Source organism: Pantoea sp. ACRSC (assembly GCF_022346785.1).
GTDB classification, from domain to species: Bacteria; Pseudomonadota; Gammaproteobacteria; order Enterobacterales; family Enterobacteriaceae; genus Pantoea; species Pantoea alvi.
The window spans coordinates 1-15,463 of record NZ_JAKRNN010000032.1; the positions used below are offsets into that span (position 1 = coordinate 1).

At 53.4% G+C, this 15,463-nt stretch carries 16 protein-coding genes; 9 read left to right on the forward strand and 7 right to left on the reverse strand.

Features of this window, described 5'->3' with window-relative positions; genetic code table 11:
• Window positions 1-83, reverse strand: an 83-nt coding sequence (locus tag MHZ97_RS20750) for a hypothetical protein (protein WP_239315586.1), incomplete at its 3' end; no start/stop codon positions are given.
• 400 nt (window positions 84-483) lie between these two features.
• Between MHZ97_RS20750 and MHZ97_RS20755 the strand changes: the two genes are divergently transcribed.
• The 5 genes from MHZ97_RS20755 to MHZ97_RS20775 are packed head-to-tail and all read left to right on the forward strand — an operon-like array spanning window position 484 to window position 5,204.
• The gene (locus tag MHZ97_RS20755) at window positions 484-879 is read left to right on the forward strand and encodes a TIGR03757 family integrating conjugative element protein (protein WP_103797200.1); all 396 of its coding nucleotides are present in this window, start codon (window positions 484-486) and stop codon (window positions 877-879) included.
• Window positions 876-1,853 (forward strand): TIGR03756 family integrating conjugative element protein, encoded by a 978-nt coding sequence (locus MHZ97_RS20760; RefSeq protein ID WP_375337777.1) that lies wholly within the window; start codon window positions 876-878, stop codon window positions 1,851-1,853. Before MHZ97_RS20755 ends, MHZ97_RS20760 begins: the two co-directional genes overlap by 4 nt.
• An 8-nt stretch (window positions 1,854-1,861) precedes the next feature.
• Entirely contained in the window at window positions 1,862-3,316 is a 1,455-nt protein-coding gene (locus MHZ97_RS20765) for an integrating conjugative element protein (RefSeq protein WP_103797201.1), read from the forward strand.
• A 14-nt stretch (window positions 3,317-3,330) separates the two neighbouring features.
• Window positions 3,331-3,696 carry a hypothetical protein gene (locus MHZ97_RS20770; protein ID WP_224481797.1) on the forward strand — a complete coding sequence of 122 codons (366 nt, stop codon included), beginning with the start codon at window positions 3,331-3,333 and terminating at the stop codon, window positions 3,694-3,696.
• Window positions 3,696-5,204, forward strand: a complete 1,509-nt coding sequence (locus MHZ97_RS20775; protein WP_103797203.1) for a conjugal transfer protein TraG N-terminal domain-containing protein — start codon at window positions 3,696-3,698, stop codon at window positions 5,202-5,204. Before MHZ97_RS20770 ends, MHZ97_RS20775 begins: the two co-directional genes overlap by 1 nt.
• Window positions 5,205-5,240: 36 nt before the next feature.
• Here MHZ97_RS20775 and MHZ97_RS20780 read toward each other — a convergent pair whose 3' ends face one another.
• The 4 genes from MHZ97_RS20780 to MHZ97_RS20795 form a co-directional block, all read right to left on the reverse strand.
• Window positions 5,241-5,639, reverse strand: coding sequence for a DUF3742 family protein (locus MHZ97_RS20780; RefSeq protein ID WP_103797204.1), 399 nt, complete (start codon window positions 5,637-5,639; stop codon window positions 5,241-5,243).
• A 1,423-nt stretch (window positions 5,640-7,062) separates the two neighbouring features.
• Window positions 7,063-8,127 carry an Abi family protein gene (locus MHZ97_RS20785; RefSeq protein WP_239315584.1) on the reverse strand — a complete coding sequence of 355 codons (1,065 nt, stop codon included), beginning with the start codon at window positions 8,125-8,127 and terminating at the stop codon, window positions 7,063-7,065.
• A gap of 537 nt (window positions 8,128-8,664) precedes the next feature.
• Complete coding sequence (locus MHZ97_RS20790; RefSeq protein WP_239315583.1) at window positions 8,665-9,036, reverse strand: hypothetical protein; 372 nt, start codon at window positions 9,034-9,036, stop codon at window positions 8,665-8,667.
• A gap of 397 nt (window positions 9,037-9,433) precedes the next feature.
• A complete protein-coding gene (locus tag MHZ97_RS20795; protein WP_239315582.1) occupies window positions 9,434-10,327 on the reverse strand; it encodes a RepB family plasmid replication initiator protein in 894 nt (297 codons plus the stop codon).
• Window positions 10,328-10,624: 297 nt separating this feature from the next.
• Between MHZ97_RS20795 and MHZ97_RS20800 the strand changes: the two genes are divergently transcribed.
• The 4 genes from MHZ97_RS20800 (at window position 10,625) to MHZ97_RS20815 (ending at window position 13,696) form a co-directional block, all read left to right on the forward strand.
• Window positions 10,625-11,002 (forward strand): S24 family peptidase, encoded by a 378-nt coding sequence (locus tag MHZ97_RS20800; protein ID WP_239315581.1) that lies wholly within the window; start codon window positions 10,625-10,627, stop codon window positions 11,000-11,002.
• A gap of 49 nt (window positions 11,003-11,051) precedes the next feature.
• On the forward strand, window positions 11,052-12,311 hold the full coding sequence (umuC, locus tag MHZ97_RS20805; RefSeq protein WP_239315580.1) for a translesion error-prone DNA polymerase V subunit UmuC: 1,260 nt from the start codon (window positions 11,052-11,054) through the stop codon (window positions 12,309-12,311).
• 119 nt (window positions 12,312-12,430) lie between these two features.
• Window positions 12,431-13,033, forward strand: coding sequence for a hypothetical protein (locus MHZ97_RS20810; RefSeq protein ID WP_239315579.1), 603 nt, complete (start codon window positions 12,431-12,433; stop codon window positions 13,031-13,033).
• Between the two features lie 3 nt (window positions 13,034-13,036).
• A complete protein-coding gene (locus MHZ97_RS20815; RefSeq protein WP_239315578.1) occupies window positions 13,037-13,696 on the forward strand; it encodes a hypothetical protein in 660 nt (219 codons plus the stop codon).
• 92 nt (window positions 13,697-13,788) lie between these two features.
• Here MHZ97_RS20815 and MHZ97_RS20820 read toward each other — a convergent pair whose 3' ends face one another.
• Window positions 13,789-14,442: a hypothetical protein gene (locus MHZ97_RS20820; protein ID WP_239315577.1), complete on the reverse strand. Its 654-nt coding sequence runs from the start codon at window positions 14,440-14,442 to the stop codon at window positions 13,789-13,791.
• A 24-nt stretch (window positions 14,443-14,466) separates the two neighbouring features.
• Window positions 14,467-15,204 (reverse strand): tyrosine-type recombinase/integrase, encoded by a 738-nt coding sequence (locus MHZ97_RS20825; RefSeq protein ID WP_239315576.1) that lies wholly within the window; start codon window positions 15,202-15,204, stop codon window positions 14,467-14,469.
• Window positions 15,205-15,463: the final 259 nt, after the last annotated feature.

Genomic DNA, 15,463 nt, shown 5'->3' on the forward strand with positions numbered 1-15,463 from the left:
GTGGGCCAGTTGGTGATTTTGAATTTTTGCTTTGCCACGGAACGGTCTGTGTTGTCGGGAGGATGCGTGATCTGATCCTTCAACTCAGCAAAAGTTCGATTTATTCAACAAAGCCTGTTGACATTGCAATTAACCCAAATGCAATAAAATCAGTTTATTTTGGTTTAAAAACCAAACAGTCGGAAATTGATGACGTAAGAAGTATCTGTAGCACTCAGGCACTGAGTCATGTGCGTTTCTTCCAAGCTGAAAAGGTCTACGGGCAATTTAAGTTGAGTTTTAAAACTTTATAAAATTCAATTTAGTGAGATAGCCTGATTACGGTCTTTTATAAAAAATATTTCCTTCAAGGATTCAAAACTATCGTGAACTTAGCACAACCGCCTCCCTCAGAAATTTTCAAAATCGCAAAAAGAGTTTACTGATGAAAGCATGACTCCGTACTGCCACTCTGACGGCCTGTTACCGTAACGGAGATCTGCCATGCGACTCAGGCTATTACATTCACTTTTCCTGTTTTTACCGCTTAAGCTGATGGCCGGCACCGTTGTGTATACCGATGCCGAACATCCTCCTCAGAATCTGACTGAAGAAAGCTCTGTTGTCTGGCTTGATGGCCCTGACCGCCTGCAGGACTCCATTTTCGGCCAGCTGGCTGCAGATCCGCAGTTGGCCGCTCAGCAGGCTCGCGAAATCATTCAGTCGCCGCAATGGCCCGAACAGCAGGGGCAAATTGCCCAAGCATATCGCCAGGTTGTGCATGCTTGGGAGATCGGACTTCATAAGTTCCCTGCCGTCGTTTTCGATGATCGAGATGTGGTTTATGGCACGGCCGACGTTGCTCGGGCTACCACGCTTCGTAGTCAGGGGGGTAAATGATGCGTTTTTCCCCCAGAACACACTTCAACGCCGCAGGTGTTGCCACCGTGTTGGTAGCAGCCGCGACTCCGGCTACGGTTTCTGCCATTAATACTGCCAGCATTATTGCCAGTGCTATTACCCAGGACTGCATCAGCTGGCGCGTCAGCGGCATCTGTTACTGGCTGATGTGTACGCCCTTTGGCTGTTCGGTGAAAACCTCGGTTAAGGTGACCCACTTTATTCCTGAAGTGGTGGTGTCCACCTACACCGGACCGGGTGGGAATCCCTGGACAGAGATGGCGTTTATGAGTGGTGCGTCCGGTACGATCGACAACGCTCTGACCAGCGGTGCGCCAGCCGGCGGCGGTAACGCCGCCGATATCAAGACCCCCGAGCAGCGCAAGTCGAACATTAAATTCAAGTACGCCGATGCGATAGGCCATCCTGCCACCTCCATCATTGGCGGCAGCATTCCCGGTTATTCGTGCGATACCGCCGCCACGCCATTTAATCCCTACTTTCTGAGCACGCTGGATTCACTTGTGTGGCGGTCGGGATTGCCTGAATCGCTATATCCCGAGGCGCTGGTCCCCGGCCAGCGCGAACTGGGCAGCCAGGTCAGCGCCAACATGTGGGGCAATATTTATCCCCGTTCCGGCTTCGTCAGCCAGACAGACGATGACAAAGCCTCCGCCGTGGTCGCACAGCGGGTCGCCGACATTATTACCCGTTCGGGACAACCCCACGTTTACCAGGTACTGAAGGCATCGCACAGAGCCGGCTACTGGCCGCCAGGTGAGGTGAAGGAAAATACGGGTACGGCTAACCACAAATGGCAGCGGCTGGCGCCCACGCTTTCATCTTCCTGCGCCGTCTTCCCGGACGGCGCGCATCCCATTGCTCAGGACGGCAACGAAGCCTATGCGCTATGGCAGCCCTACAGCTGCTGCAAGCGACGCGGCCAGACCTTCCTCTATTCAACTGACTTCTGAGAGGCACAATGTCACCAGTTAAATTCAAACCGGCCGCGCTTGCGCTGTGCATCACTGCCGCTGCGCTATCCGCGCAGGCGGCCGACAATAATCAGTCCAGTGCATTCGGTATTTCACTTCCTTCAGTGAACAACAGCGCCATAGGCTACGGCAAGGACGTCAGCGGCGCGGTCTCTGACAAGCTTTACTATACGCTCGGCGGCGGCTCTGTAATTTCACAGCCGGCAACGCGCAGCAGCATGCGCAAACTCGGCATGAACGTCGGATGGAGCAGCGATCTGATGTGTGGCAATTTCGACCTGAAAACCACCGTTGGCAATCAGCTCAACGGGGTAACAAACGGATTCAAGAACCTCATGGGTGACGTGGTTCAGAATGCAACCGGTGCCGTAGCCAGCTTGCCGGCAATGATTATTCAGCGTGCCAATCCCGGCCTGTACGACATGCTCACAAACGGCGTGCTACAGGCAAACGTCTCCTTTGATAAGGCCCAGCTCAACTGTCAGAACATGTCAAAACGCATGATGGATTTTGCCGGCAACAACAAATGGACGCAGGGCGCGGTAATGGACGAGTACCGCTCGCTTGTTAACAGCGGAGATGCGGATGCTGTGCGCGTGAACAATTCAGCTGACAAGTTACAAGGCAATTCAGGCCAGAACTGGATTGGCGGGCAAAAACGTGGAGGACAAGGGCAACAGGCTATCAGGCCGACACATGATCTGACGGCTGCAGGGTTCAACATGATGAACAGCCTGCCGGTGCTTAGTACGGATACGGTCAGTACCAACAGTTGTAACGGTGGTGCCTGCGCTAAATATTCAAGCGCCGAAGAAGCAGCGAAAGCGGTAGTCCAGGTCGTAGGGGACAGCTCGCTGCGAACCTGTAGCGATGCCTCTCAGTGCACCAGTGGTGATGCCGATCAGCAGCCGGGCGCCACGCAGGCCGGCACAGGCTTTGCTCCTATCCTGGAAGAGACCACTAAAGAAAACACCGAGCAGCTGGTCAAGCTGGTTAACGGTGCTGAGCAGCCAAATGCAACAAATCTGGCAAAACTCAAAACCGGTAGCCTTCCGATTACTGCCGGCGTGATCAGAGCATTACAAAGAGACCCAGACAATGCAGCCCTGACGGCCCGTCTCGCCGGAGAGCTGGCAATGGCTGATACCGTTGAAACCGCACTCATTATGCGCCGCATGATCGTTACCGGCATGTCTGAGCCTAACGCAGCAGCGCAGAATGCTGCAATTGAAGAAGGCGATCGCCGCGTTGCGGCTATTGATCGTGAGATCACCGCATTACGCAATGAGATGGAGCTTAAGCGCGAGCTGTCACGCAATTCAGTGCTGACCATTATCGATCGCGAAAACGGCCGCGTTAACAGCAACCCGCAGACGCAGAGCGATGACAGCACTGACAGTCGCATTAACCGCCTGGCCGTTCCTGAAACGGAAAGCAACTGATGAGGGCACAGCCGATGAGAACCGAAAACGGCGCGCACCGCGCCTCATTTTTCCGCCGCCACCCTGCTCTGCTTCGCGTACTGTGTACTGCCGGTACTCTGTTGGCATTCCTGCTGGCCGGGCTCATTGTTGCGGACAAAGCCGTTAAAAATCCTGCCCAGGCCGCTGCATTCCGCGACTGGATGGATCATGCCCGCTATGGCTGGCTGGTATGGCGCCTTGCTGTTTATGGTGCGCTGGCGTGGGGTTTTGTGAAAATTTTCCGGGCGCTAGGCTTCGATCCGCAATACCGTCAGCCGCTGATCCGCATTGCGGCGGTCAGCGTCATTTTTGCCGTTGTCTGTGAACTGGTGCTGCTCGGCGGCACAGGAGCGTCATGATGCTGACAAACAGCTATCTGGAGTATTTCCTTACCCTGCTCGGCTGGGTTGTAAACAACGGACTCTGGAACATCCTTATCACGACCGGACTATTTACCGTACCGGTCGCCTTCCGGCTTATCGGCATCTGGCTGAAAGTGCGTGAAGAGGGTGAAGACGAGGGAAATAAAGGTGCCCTGTCCATACCCCGCATGGAGCATGCTATTTATACATCGTTTCTGGTCATGATTGCCTGCTGCATGCCGCTGATGAATGTGGACATGAATACCATCAAATATGACACATCGCGCGCGCAATCCTGCGGCACATGGACGCCAAAAGCACCCGACGACACAGGATATTCACCGGTCATATCCAGCATCAACGACCAGACTGCGGCCGCGCCGGTCTGGTGGTATCTGGTTCATAAGCTGGCGAAGGGGATCACTCAGGCTTCAGTAGCCACTATCCCCTGTCGGCCGGACATGCGTCAGCTCCGGTTTGAGGTTCAGCATACGCGGATTAACAATAAAGCTCTCGCGGAAGAGCTGCAGGACTTTACCAACGACTGCTACTCACTCGCATTGTATATGTGGAAGCGTCAGGATCAGGGGCAAACTAAAGACAAGACCACACTGCGTGATATCGAGTGGATAGGCAGCAAGACGTTCCTGAGTAATTATTACGGCAGTCTGCAGTCAAAAACTCCCCGCGCAGATTTTCCATGGAGCGAAAGCCGTGACAGCGGGCGTCCTGACACGGGCCGGGGCGGCTACCCGACTTGCAGTGAATGGTGGAATAAAGCGGAAACTGGCTTACAGGCCCGTGTTGTCGATCAGGCAGACCCGGGATTATGGACACGTTTATCCGCTGCAATGACCATGATCGGCGGTAATTCTGCCGACTATAAGGAGGCCATTGTTCGCCGCCTGGTCAGTCCGGAGAGTCTGACTGTATCGCAAGGGGGGCACGTATATGCCGGCTACGGGGGAAACGCAGATTTTACGCTCGATAATTCCGTTGCCAGGGTTGCCGCAACTGGCGGCACCGCATTAGGCAGCCTGGCCGCGTTTCCGGCGTTTGATGCAATGCGCCAGGCATTACCCATGGTTCAGGCCGTTCTTCTGATGGCTATAGTGGTTATCTTGCCGCTTATCCTGGCGTTCTCCGCTTACGAGATTAAAACGGTAATTACGCTCACCTTTGTGCTCTTTGCGCTGAACTTCCTGACATTCTGGTGGGAGCTGGCGCGCTGGCTAGACAGCTGGCTCCTAACCGCGCTTTACAGCTCTGATACGCATAGCAGCTTTAACATGGCAGGCTTCCAAAACAGTTCTGATGATCTGATCATGAACTTTGTCATGGCGACAATGTTCCTTGTGCTTCCGGCAGTATGGATGGGGACTCTGTCATGGGCTGGCGTCAGAATTGGTGGTGCGCTCGATGGGGCATTCAGAAATGGCACAGCAAAAGTCGAACAAAGTGGGGGAGAGGCCGTAAATAAAATGAAAGGTGCCATGAAGTTATAATTATTTAAGTAACCTGGGGGGGGTAGCTCCCCAGGCCTAATCTTCTTCATTGTGTGTCTTAGATGATGTGAAAATTGAATCATCGGCGCCGTAATAGTAACCATATCCATCGCGGCCATTTCTGTACTCAGGCCCATATCCTGAGGTCGATTCGTCTGACCCACCAGAAGCTAAGTTATTTATTTGAACGTAGCGAACCATATATGCAAACCCAGCGACAGCGATAATAATGGCGCCAAGGAAAAAACCCACAACTAAGGCTAACGTCAGAAGCATTAGAACAGAAAAGGGAACAAACGACCTTCCTATTGCCCTAGGAACTCCTTTGCTATCGGCCCAAGCAGCAAAGCGAGAATTTGCATCGATATAAACGCATGTTAAGCGCTTCCATGCAGAAGCAGTTTTGATACCGCGCTCATAAGCAGATGAATTCATATGCACCTCAGTTATTGAGTTCTAACAGAACGATACTAAATGTTCAGTATAAATGCACATCAAGTCAAGTATAGTTACATCATTCATATATACTCTCATTTAACCCCTGTCCGAGCCAAACCTGAAACCCCGCACCCCTCTCCGGCAAAACCCGGAGTCAGACCAGAAGCCCGGTTGCCCCCACTGACCAGCCCCCGCCGCCCGGCCCGAAGGGCCGGATCAGTGGAGGCTGATAAATGGGTGTTGTAACTATAGGAATGGAGTCGCTGTCAGTGGTACCGCGGACTCTTTCTTTCGTCTCCGACCGTCTGACTTCAGTGCGCCTGAAAGGCCGCTGCTTCAACGGCGTCTGGCAGGGCGAGGTTGGATTTGCGCTTTATATGCGTCAGGAAGCGGCTGCGCCGCGCTACCGGCGCCGTTCAGCTACAGGGTGATATGTAGGACTGGCTGGCGCCTCCATGCCGCTGCGCGGCATACAGAGTGCCGGCTGCGCACTGCTCGCCAGCCCAGAAGCTGCAGATGTGACGTCCGCTTTGGCCAAAAGCGGACGTCACATCTGCATTCACTAATCTGTATAGAACAGATCACACTGCGTAGCCATACAGACACGCCGGAATTATCAGGAGCGCTTTTCAGAGGGATAACGCAGCGTAAAGGATGCCGGAAACGCCCCCTCTGGCTACTGGATTCCGCTGAGGGCGCCTGCGGGGGGGCGGCCAAAAGGTGTTATGAGCAATCAGAGCTATTGGCAGGCATGAAATCCGCCTCTATAGGCGGATTAGCGGATTATGATGGAGCATCCTGGGCCAGAACTAATAGTTGCCACGTGTTCGTTTTATCTTTCCCTGTGCAATTTGAGCAAGGTGGAAATTTTTCACATTCGCGATTAATTACATCCTCATACAGGCATGATTTGCACTCATAGATCCCAGGGTATTTTGGTTTTTCTCCGATCTTCCAAATTTTTCCGAACTTGTCCGGGTATTCTGTTTTTTTAACAGTTTTACTATTCTCATACACTGCCATTCCATTTCCTTTTCATGCCGCTAAGATGGGTGAATTTACCCATGACATAAATATGGTCTTTTAGTGTGCGTTTCAAGCATTAGATTCCTGAGGGGCATCACTTTTTTGGCAAGTTATGCGACATTGAGATGTTATGGTAAATCCAGATACTGGACGTGATCGGATTTATTTGATACATGCAAGTCAGGGCAGCTCCGCTGCTGCCGTTTGGCCTCAGGGTGATATGCGACCAGCCGACTCCCCCGTGCTTCTGACTCAGCGTTCACAGGATAAGCTGTGCACTGCTTGCACATCTGACTATGTCTGAAAGGTAAATGCCGTGCAGCAACCCGAACAATTTTACCAGGATTCATGTCCAGGCGGGCATTTGCTTTTTCATATATGCACGTCTCTTGAATCAGGCGGGTTTGATGGCGCTCGCAACAGGATGGCGCCCTGTAGTTTTATTTTCTGGTTCAAACGTAACTCGGTCGCCGGTTGTATAGGCGTTAAGCCTGCCCACAAAGTTTTCTGATCGTGCAATAAACTTCGTCCCGTCCTTTTCGCTGCGAATCATGCCAAAGCCTTTAGCAGTATCCACCGAGATGATCTCGCCTGTGTGCCGGGTTTCCAGCAGCGCGCTGGCCAGCCATTCATCGCCTGACGTTTTGGGAATGTCCGGCAGTCCTGACGGCAGCTTTTTGTTTTTCCATAGCGCATGGGGATTACAGAGCTCATTCATCTTTTGCGTATTTTCAATAATGCTGAGCAGTTTCAGGTTGGAAGGGTTTATCCAGCGGATAACATCCAGGCACTTATGATAATCCCGTACAACCTTATTGATTGCCTGCTCAACGCAATATGTCTTGTCTGAGCGCCAGAGTGGCTCGTGGTGAGACAGGCGGTTTCTGAGAGTGTTAATGTCGCGCAGATCAGCGCCGATTCGGTTAATGGAAAGTGGCGTACCGTGCCGCTTATCAAGCGCGTTCGGGAAGACTTCCGGGATCAGATGCGGCCACAGACTAAGATAGGCAGCACGACCGACGCTATAGTCGCGATTGACCATTGAAACCCAGAAGCCAAAAGTCAGCTTGGCAATGAGGTTCTCCGTAGTTGGCGGCTTACCGTCCTTTCTGAGCTGCGCTTTCGCGCTCTCAACAGCGCGCCAGGAATCCCGGTTGTTTCGTTCTGTCATGACGGTCACAAACCACTGGTCGTCAATTCTGCCCTTTAGTGCTGGCCAGTCGGTCGCAGGTGCCGTCTGTTCGATGATGTTCTCTTCATATCGCTGTTTGGCGGCGCAAATGGCGTTTCGCAAGGATACCTCTATAATCTGCAGCGCGGGAAGAAACGCGCCGGCGAGTTGCTTGTTCCAGAGGTAAATGCCGAGGCATTCCTCTTCGCTGGCACCGTTAAAAACCGAGGATTTATAGGTCGCAAATCTGTGCTGAGAAATTGAATCCAGTATGGCGGCAATGGTCATAATCGCTCCTTGTTATGTTGCTACTATACTTCGGCTGCATACGGATGCCACGGTCATTTCGCTTGACGTAAGCGTCAGTTTGTATGAAAATCTCTCTCAGAGACAGGATCTCTGACTGTGTGAGCGATTCCGGCTTTGGCTGGTGCGCGAAAATTTCGAAAAAGGCTTCCTCCGGGAGGCCTTTTTTGATCTCACCATTCTCTTGCCAGTTCCCCCTGTTTTTTTGCTCAATTCATCCCGGCAGTTTGTGCCCCGGTTGACTTTTTTTGCCGTTAGGCATTTCTGTCAGACGTCCCATGCCACGACCTCACCCGCCATCTGTGAATGTCCCCTTACCAGCAGTAAGTTGCGGTTTTTCGGCACGCATCTGGTAGCGACCGCGCGACAACCGAGATGGTAAATTCAACAATAAAGAACGCGCCTGGATATTTTTGCTGCAAAGGCACCTGAGTAGCTCCCTGAGCATTTTTTATCTAAGGAATAATTTCTTTGCAGTTGTCAGCTGCGTACTTCAGGAGGAAGCTGAGAGCGTTTAAATTAAACGTTGTGAGCTGACAGCAGTTTGTTTATCTCTTTTCCCTTTCCTACCCGAAAATCGAATGCATACGTACAGCCTTTAGCCGACAAAACGCGATACAGCTCGTAGATAAGATCCCGGTTAGGTCCTTCGCCAGTTTCAGCCTTTTCCAGCGCCAGCGGTGAAGCGCTGATAAATACCACATGGTGAGGGCAGTCAAGCTGCAGCACAGCATCAATCATGCCCTGAATCTGGCTGCGCTTATAAGTGGTGTTTTCATAATGAAAGATAACCGGCGTTCTCCGGCCGCCCTGTTCAATCAGGACACGTGCAAAACCCAGTCGCGTGTGCGGGTTACCGCTGCCTGTTACGTAGATATGAGCTGTTTCCATTGCGAGAAAATCTCCATGCAAGTTATGTTGAACCTTATCCTGCGCTGAGTCTGAGGAACATTACGGAAGCCAGGGCTAAGCGGTCAATCTGATATAGGAGGTTACTTTCATAATGCCGTCAGCTGGCCGCTTAATAGCGGTTACTTTCATAAGGCAGGATCTCGAACTTTTTGATGGCGGTTACTTTCATAAAAGAGCCTCTAAAGGCGGTCACTTTCATAACCCTGCCTCTCCTGATGGTCTCTTAGCAGCTTTATTTTATGAAAGGACCCCACTCTGCTGGCCCCGTCTTATGAAAGCACCCTACCTTGCCAGCTCTGCCTTATGAAAGCACCCTACCATGCACATTCTGGTTTATGAAAGTAAACGCCCAACAGAGATGTTATGAAAGTGACCGCTATTTTTGGGCAGCTCGCCCCAGCGCCTGCAGTTTTGGAGAACGGCTATTGATTACAAACATGATTTCCCGCCCTTTTTTGTATTCAGCGAAATCGAGGTAACCAATTCTGACCAGATCGGCCAGTGCGCGACGGATGATAGCGTTCTGATCTTTAATCTGGGACTCCAGCGCCAGGCGTTCACGAAACCGCTTCATTGAGATATACAGGGTGCCTGCCGGCATACTTTCCAGATAGACGTATAGCGATTGTGCGGCTTCCTTTCGCGCAAGCTCTGAAAGGGCTTTCAGACCCAGTAACACCTTGTGGTCATACCGGTACAGTTCCCACAGGCTGCTATCACCGACAATTTCAACCTGATCGGTTTCATAGTTAAGAACCGCACGCTGAACCAGGTGCGTTACCAGCGATTTTTTAGCACCTTTACCACGAAATGAAAGGGTTACACTCGAGAGATTAAACAGGGAGTCATGCAGTCGTGCGCGGGCACGACCATTGATATCGGTGGGCTTGAGGCCACACATACGGGCAAATTCAGAGAACGGTAGCGTGATTTTCTCAGTGTTATAGCCGTACTTTGAAAAAGCAGAGATGACGCCGATCCATGTTTTAAAATCAGTGGACATACTGAGCTTCGCCCCCTGAATTTTTATATCTGTATATCCTTCCTGCCTTGCCACTTCCAGGCTCGATAACTCTTCGGACGCATCAATCAGGAAGTCACGCTTGCCTTTCTCCTTCGGCGCCACTGGCGTAAACACGCTGAGACGAAGAAGCGCGACAGGTTGTACCGACTTATTACTGTTTGGCGTCAGTTCATAACTTGTGTTGGACTCCTTTTTCACGATGCAAAAAGGGCTTTCTATGCCATTGTATTCCTGATTATTTTCCATTTATCCACACCAGTTGGCTATATGTCATCCAGTTTTATGAAAGTAACCGCCTTTGACTTATGAAAGTAACCGCCTAAATTATGAAAGTAAACGCTTTTATTATGAAAGTGACCGCTTGAATTATGAAAGTGACCGCCTGAAACCTGTTTTTTGGTATATTTTTCAAAAAGTTGTAAGCTCTGTGATCTTTATTGATCTTTACTTGATCTCTATATGATCTAAAAGAATTGATCTATTCAGTGGATATGTGGATAAGCGCAGCCTGTAAAGCTGACGTCTTTGCACAAGGGGAAGAGGATGGCTTTTCAAAATCCTGCACAAAACTTTGCAGAACAACGTCTCACATTGGGCGATCTGGTCACGCTGTCGCCTCATTCAACTTTCCTGGTTCGCAGCGACAGTAACTATCCAGAGGCCGGCATAGTGCAGGGTTCAGTTCTTGCCATCGATCGCGCGCTTACCCCTCAGCACAGGCATATTATTGTGGCAGAAATGGATGGTGAGCTTGTGCTTCGCAGACTGCTTTTAAACCCCGTTCCGGCTCTTCAGGAACTCCAGGGGGATGAAACCATTACTCTGCTCGATGAAAGTCAGGATCTGCCTGTGTGGGGCGTTGTGGCCTATGCACTGACTGATATAGCCGGGTCAGGTTTCACCCGTCCACTCAGTGACTGAAACATAAGCTGTAGTGTATAAGCTGTAATAAGCTGCGCAGGAGATGAGTATGTTTGCCCTGGCTGACGCCAATAACTTTTATGCGTCCTGCGAAACGGTGTTCCGGCCTGATCTCAGGGGAAAACCTGTGTGTGTCGTGTCAAACAATGACGGCTGCGTCATAGCGCGCTCTGCAGAAGCCAAACGTATGGGCATCAAAATGGGCGCTCCGCTTTTTAAAAATGAACGTTACTTTCGTGAAAATGGCGTACATATCTTCAGTTCTAACTATGCACTGTATGGCGATATGTCTGCAAGAATGATGGCCATCCTGGGCGAGATGGCGCCGGGACAGGAAATCTATTCGATCGACGAAAGCTTTCTCGACGTCAGCGGCATAGCGGCTTATATGCCTCTTGAGACCTTCGGAAAACAGATGCGCGACAGGATCAGGAAGGAGATTGGGCTGACGATTGGGGTGGGCTTCGGGCCTTCCAAAACGCTGGCCAAGCTGGCCAACTATGCCGCCAAAAAATGGACCCGCACAAATGGCATTGTGGATCTCTCCAGCCGGGAACGTCAGCGCAGGCTGCTGGCGCTGGTAAGCGTGGAGGATGTCTGGGGAATAGGTGGCAGACTCAGCAAACGGCTGCATGCAATGGGCATCAGCACGGCGCTGCAGCTGGCTGACAGTCCTGTCAGCATGATACGCAAAAACTTTGACGTGATTGTGGAGCGAACGGTTCGCGAACTCAACGGCGAATCCTGCCTGGCGCTGGAAGACGCACCGCCGCCCAAGCAGCAGATTGTAGTGAGCCGGAGTTTCGGACAGCGTGTGACCAGCATTGAAGAGCTGCAGCAGGCTGTTGTCAGTTATGCCACGCGGGCCAGTGAAAAGCTCCGTGAGCAGGGTTCAAAATGTCGTCATATCAGCGTCTCAGTCGCCACAGGACGATACGGGAACGAGCCTCAGTATGCGAACTCAGCTGCTTTGACGTGTGAATACCCCACCAGTGACAGCCGGGATATTATTGGCTTTGCCCTGCGTGCACTGGAAACCGTATGGCGCGACGGTTACCGGTACGCGAAGGCTGGCGTAACCCTGGGTGATTTCTATCAGTCGGGCGTGGCGCAGCTCGATATGTTCAGTCAGCAGCTGCCGCGCGCAAACGCGGATGCGCTGATGTCAGCGGTAGATCAGATTAACCGCTCGGGCCTGGGTAAAGTCTGGTTTGCCGGCCAGGGAACTAACAGTATGTGGCAAATGAAGCGGGAAAGGCTTTCGCCACGTTATACCACCTGCCTTGCGGACATCCTGACGATAAAATAGCGAACCGTGCGGTTTATCCTGATTCCTTAACGCTCAGGGCAGCTCCGTTAAGGCTGTATCCGTATACGGCTCAGATCCGGCATAATCTGTTGTCAGGCCCGCGGCTCAACAGGCACATTATGGAACTGCTGAATATCGTCACAACCATCCTCAACGGTACCACCTGTGCTTTCCGGCATCTCAGCAGCCAGCGGCAGCACGGCTGGCGACGGGCAGATGTGGCTTCGCAGCTGGTCAGCGTACTGGATCGCTTCGCCACAGGCTGCGCCGCAGTGGCATCCGATGATGGCTACCCGGAAAGGACCGATCCGGCAAGACGGGATTACCGGACCAGAAAACATCAGCAAAATGCGCCGGAGCTTGTTCTGCCGGAAATAGCGGGATCGACGGAGATAACCGATGGCGCCCGGTCCATCGTGAACCTGCAGAACGATATTCCTGATGCTCTGCAAAACGCCGATGACGGCGACCCGGGCTCAGGTGATGACTATTTTGCGGAGCGCCAGCGTCAGTACGCCGGTCTGGGTCTTCGCGCGGTTCTGCTGAGCCGCAGGCTGCGCGCGGACTTTTCGCTGTCCCCCCCTTCCGGACCGCATCGCCGGAGGGAGAGTCTGCTGGAGGAAAAAGTGAAATATCACGACGGTTTCAGCGTAAGGCTGCGGCAGGCTGAACATCGCATAGCCCGGGGCGCGGCGTCACGGGCACTGAAACAGGAGAAATGACAAATGGATCTGAAAGATGTGCTGACACCCCTGGTGACGCTTGCCGGCGTGTGGCTGGCCGCGCGCTTTACGCTGCGCAATGAGGTGCAAAAAAAAGCGCTGGAAATCCGTACGGCGAGGCTTGAAAGCATCGCTGGCGACTGCAACGAGGCCCTGACCGGGATCCGTAATTACGCAGGTACGTCTTTGCATCTGATTGAAATGGCGTTCAGACAGAAGGGTGAACAGCCGGGTGCACCGACCGCACTTTCTGAGCTGCGCATTTCCGTTGAGGAACTGGGTAACCAGGCATTGTTACCGCAGGACGGTAACCGGATGCCCGACATCGTGAAAATCCGTCACTGCTGGCATCAGCTGGCTTTTCATCGTCCGGATGAAGCCCGCCGCTGGAAGAAAACGGTATCTCCGCTGCTGCAGACCCTTAACGACTTCCTGATGATTACCATGCCAGGCGAACCCGTGCGCGACATGAAAAACGTGACGCGCAGCGCAGAGGATGAACTCAGGTTCCGTCAGGCGGTTCACAACCAGCTGCTGGCGCTGGAGCATTTTCAGGACGCGCTGACGGCAAGATTATCTGCGGAATTCACCGCGCTCACGCAGCCCTGGGCCTTCAGCGTCAGGGCCAGACTGCGCCGCCTCTTGCCCGGACGTTGCCGCTAAGGCTGCACGGGGTATGACGGCCAGCCCTTAACCGTAACCGCAGAGAACCCGGCCGCCGTGACGGCGTCACGACGGGGCGGGTGTATCATCTTTCAGTCAGGCTTAACCGGGCCCTCCGACGCCTCCCGGGAGGCGTTATAGCGGCTGATGTAGCCTTCCATTTCGGCGGTGGGAGGCGGTGCCATCGGCGCCGTCATGAATAACCACGGCAGGTACCAGATGCTCATGTTAGCCAGCAGGATAAATAAAAGGTTTTCGTCTCCAAAGATCTGCGTTAACAGGTAACACAGATAGCCCATATAAAGGGTGCTCACCGGCAGGTTAAACCCTATAAAGAAGCGCCAGACAAAGCGGTATAAGCGGCTCGCAAAGATCACGCGACCGTTTTTTTCCGTCAGGTAAGAGCGCCAGCGGGTGAAGTAACGGGGCCGGAGACTGAACCGGCGGCAAATCTCAATCAGCGGTTCCTGCAGACGCGGATTGGAAAATCCCGTCAGTTTTTTACGCGACAACTGGTTTAGCTCGGCCCGGGCCAGATTGCGGGTTTCACGCGCGAGGTAAGGCAGCGTCAGCATTTTCTCCAGATGCTGGCGCCTGCGGTTAAACAGTGCTCTGAACATCCCGGACGGCTCTACCCGGCTGAGCCAGTCAAAAATCAGGTTCAGCAGCCGGTACCCGACCACGGCAAACACCACCGGCCAGCCGTGCCGGATCACCAGCTCCGCGAAATCCTTTGCGTCCATCATCCTGTCCTGTTCCTCCCTTATTGTTTATCCCGGCGGCAGCGAGCGCAGCACGGCGGCAGCCTCCGCGCCCTCTCCGCTGAACGGTACCGCGATCGTCGCCGCCACGTCCAGCGCAAACACCCGCGTGTACACCTCGATCGAGCGGGCGTCCTTGTGCCCCGCCAGCGCCTGAATCACCTTGAGCGGCTGGCGGTGATACAGCAGGTGCATCACCCAGGAGTGGCGGAACGTGTGCGGGGTCACCGGGATCGAGAAAAACACCCCGTCCGAGTTTGCCCGCCTGACCGCAGCCTTCAGCCAGTTGCGCATGGTTTCGTCGGTCGCGCTCCAGAGCGGCTCGCGGCGCTTCGGCCGCTCGGTGGCGAGCCAGCTCTCCACCTGGCGGACATAGCCCGGATCCGTGAGGGGCACCAGGCGCACCGCATCCTTGGGCGGGCGGCCGCGGCGGCTTCTGACCTTTTCCGACAGAATGCGCACGAACGGGCGCGGCCCGTCGATGACAAACGACTCCGGCGTCAGGCTGCAGGCCTCCCCGATGCGCGCGCCGGTGTTCCAGAGGGTGCTGAACAGAAAGTGGTGCCGCCTGTCCGGCATATAGTGCAGCAGCGCGTTGACCTCGGGCGCCAGCAGGTAGCACGGTGTGACCCCGTTCGCGGTGGCCATGCGCCGCAGCGCCACCGCGGTCGCAAAATCCGCCCCCGGGGCGAAGGCGAGCGCGGTGACGCGTTCTGGTGAATTCTGCAGGGGAAGGATGCTGTTCATGGCGTAATTTTCACGTAGCGTTGTCTGTGCATTTATCCGGCTATTTTCCCGCAGCGGGACGGCCGGAGCCAGATCAATAAATCGCGCAGAAAGGATCCGGCATTTGGTTTTACCCGCAATATAGAGGGTTATCCAAACCCCGTAAAGGAACCTTTTTTCCGGAAAAACCCCGCAAACCCGCGTGGCGCAAGGCCTGAGGCCCGGATCTGCATGTTTGGTATAAATGGGGTAATGCCAGGGTAATGAAGAAGTGATGTCA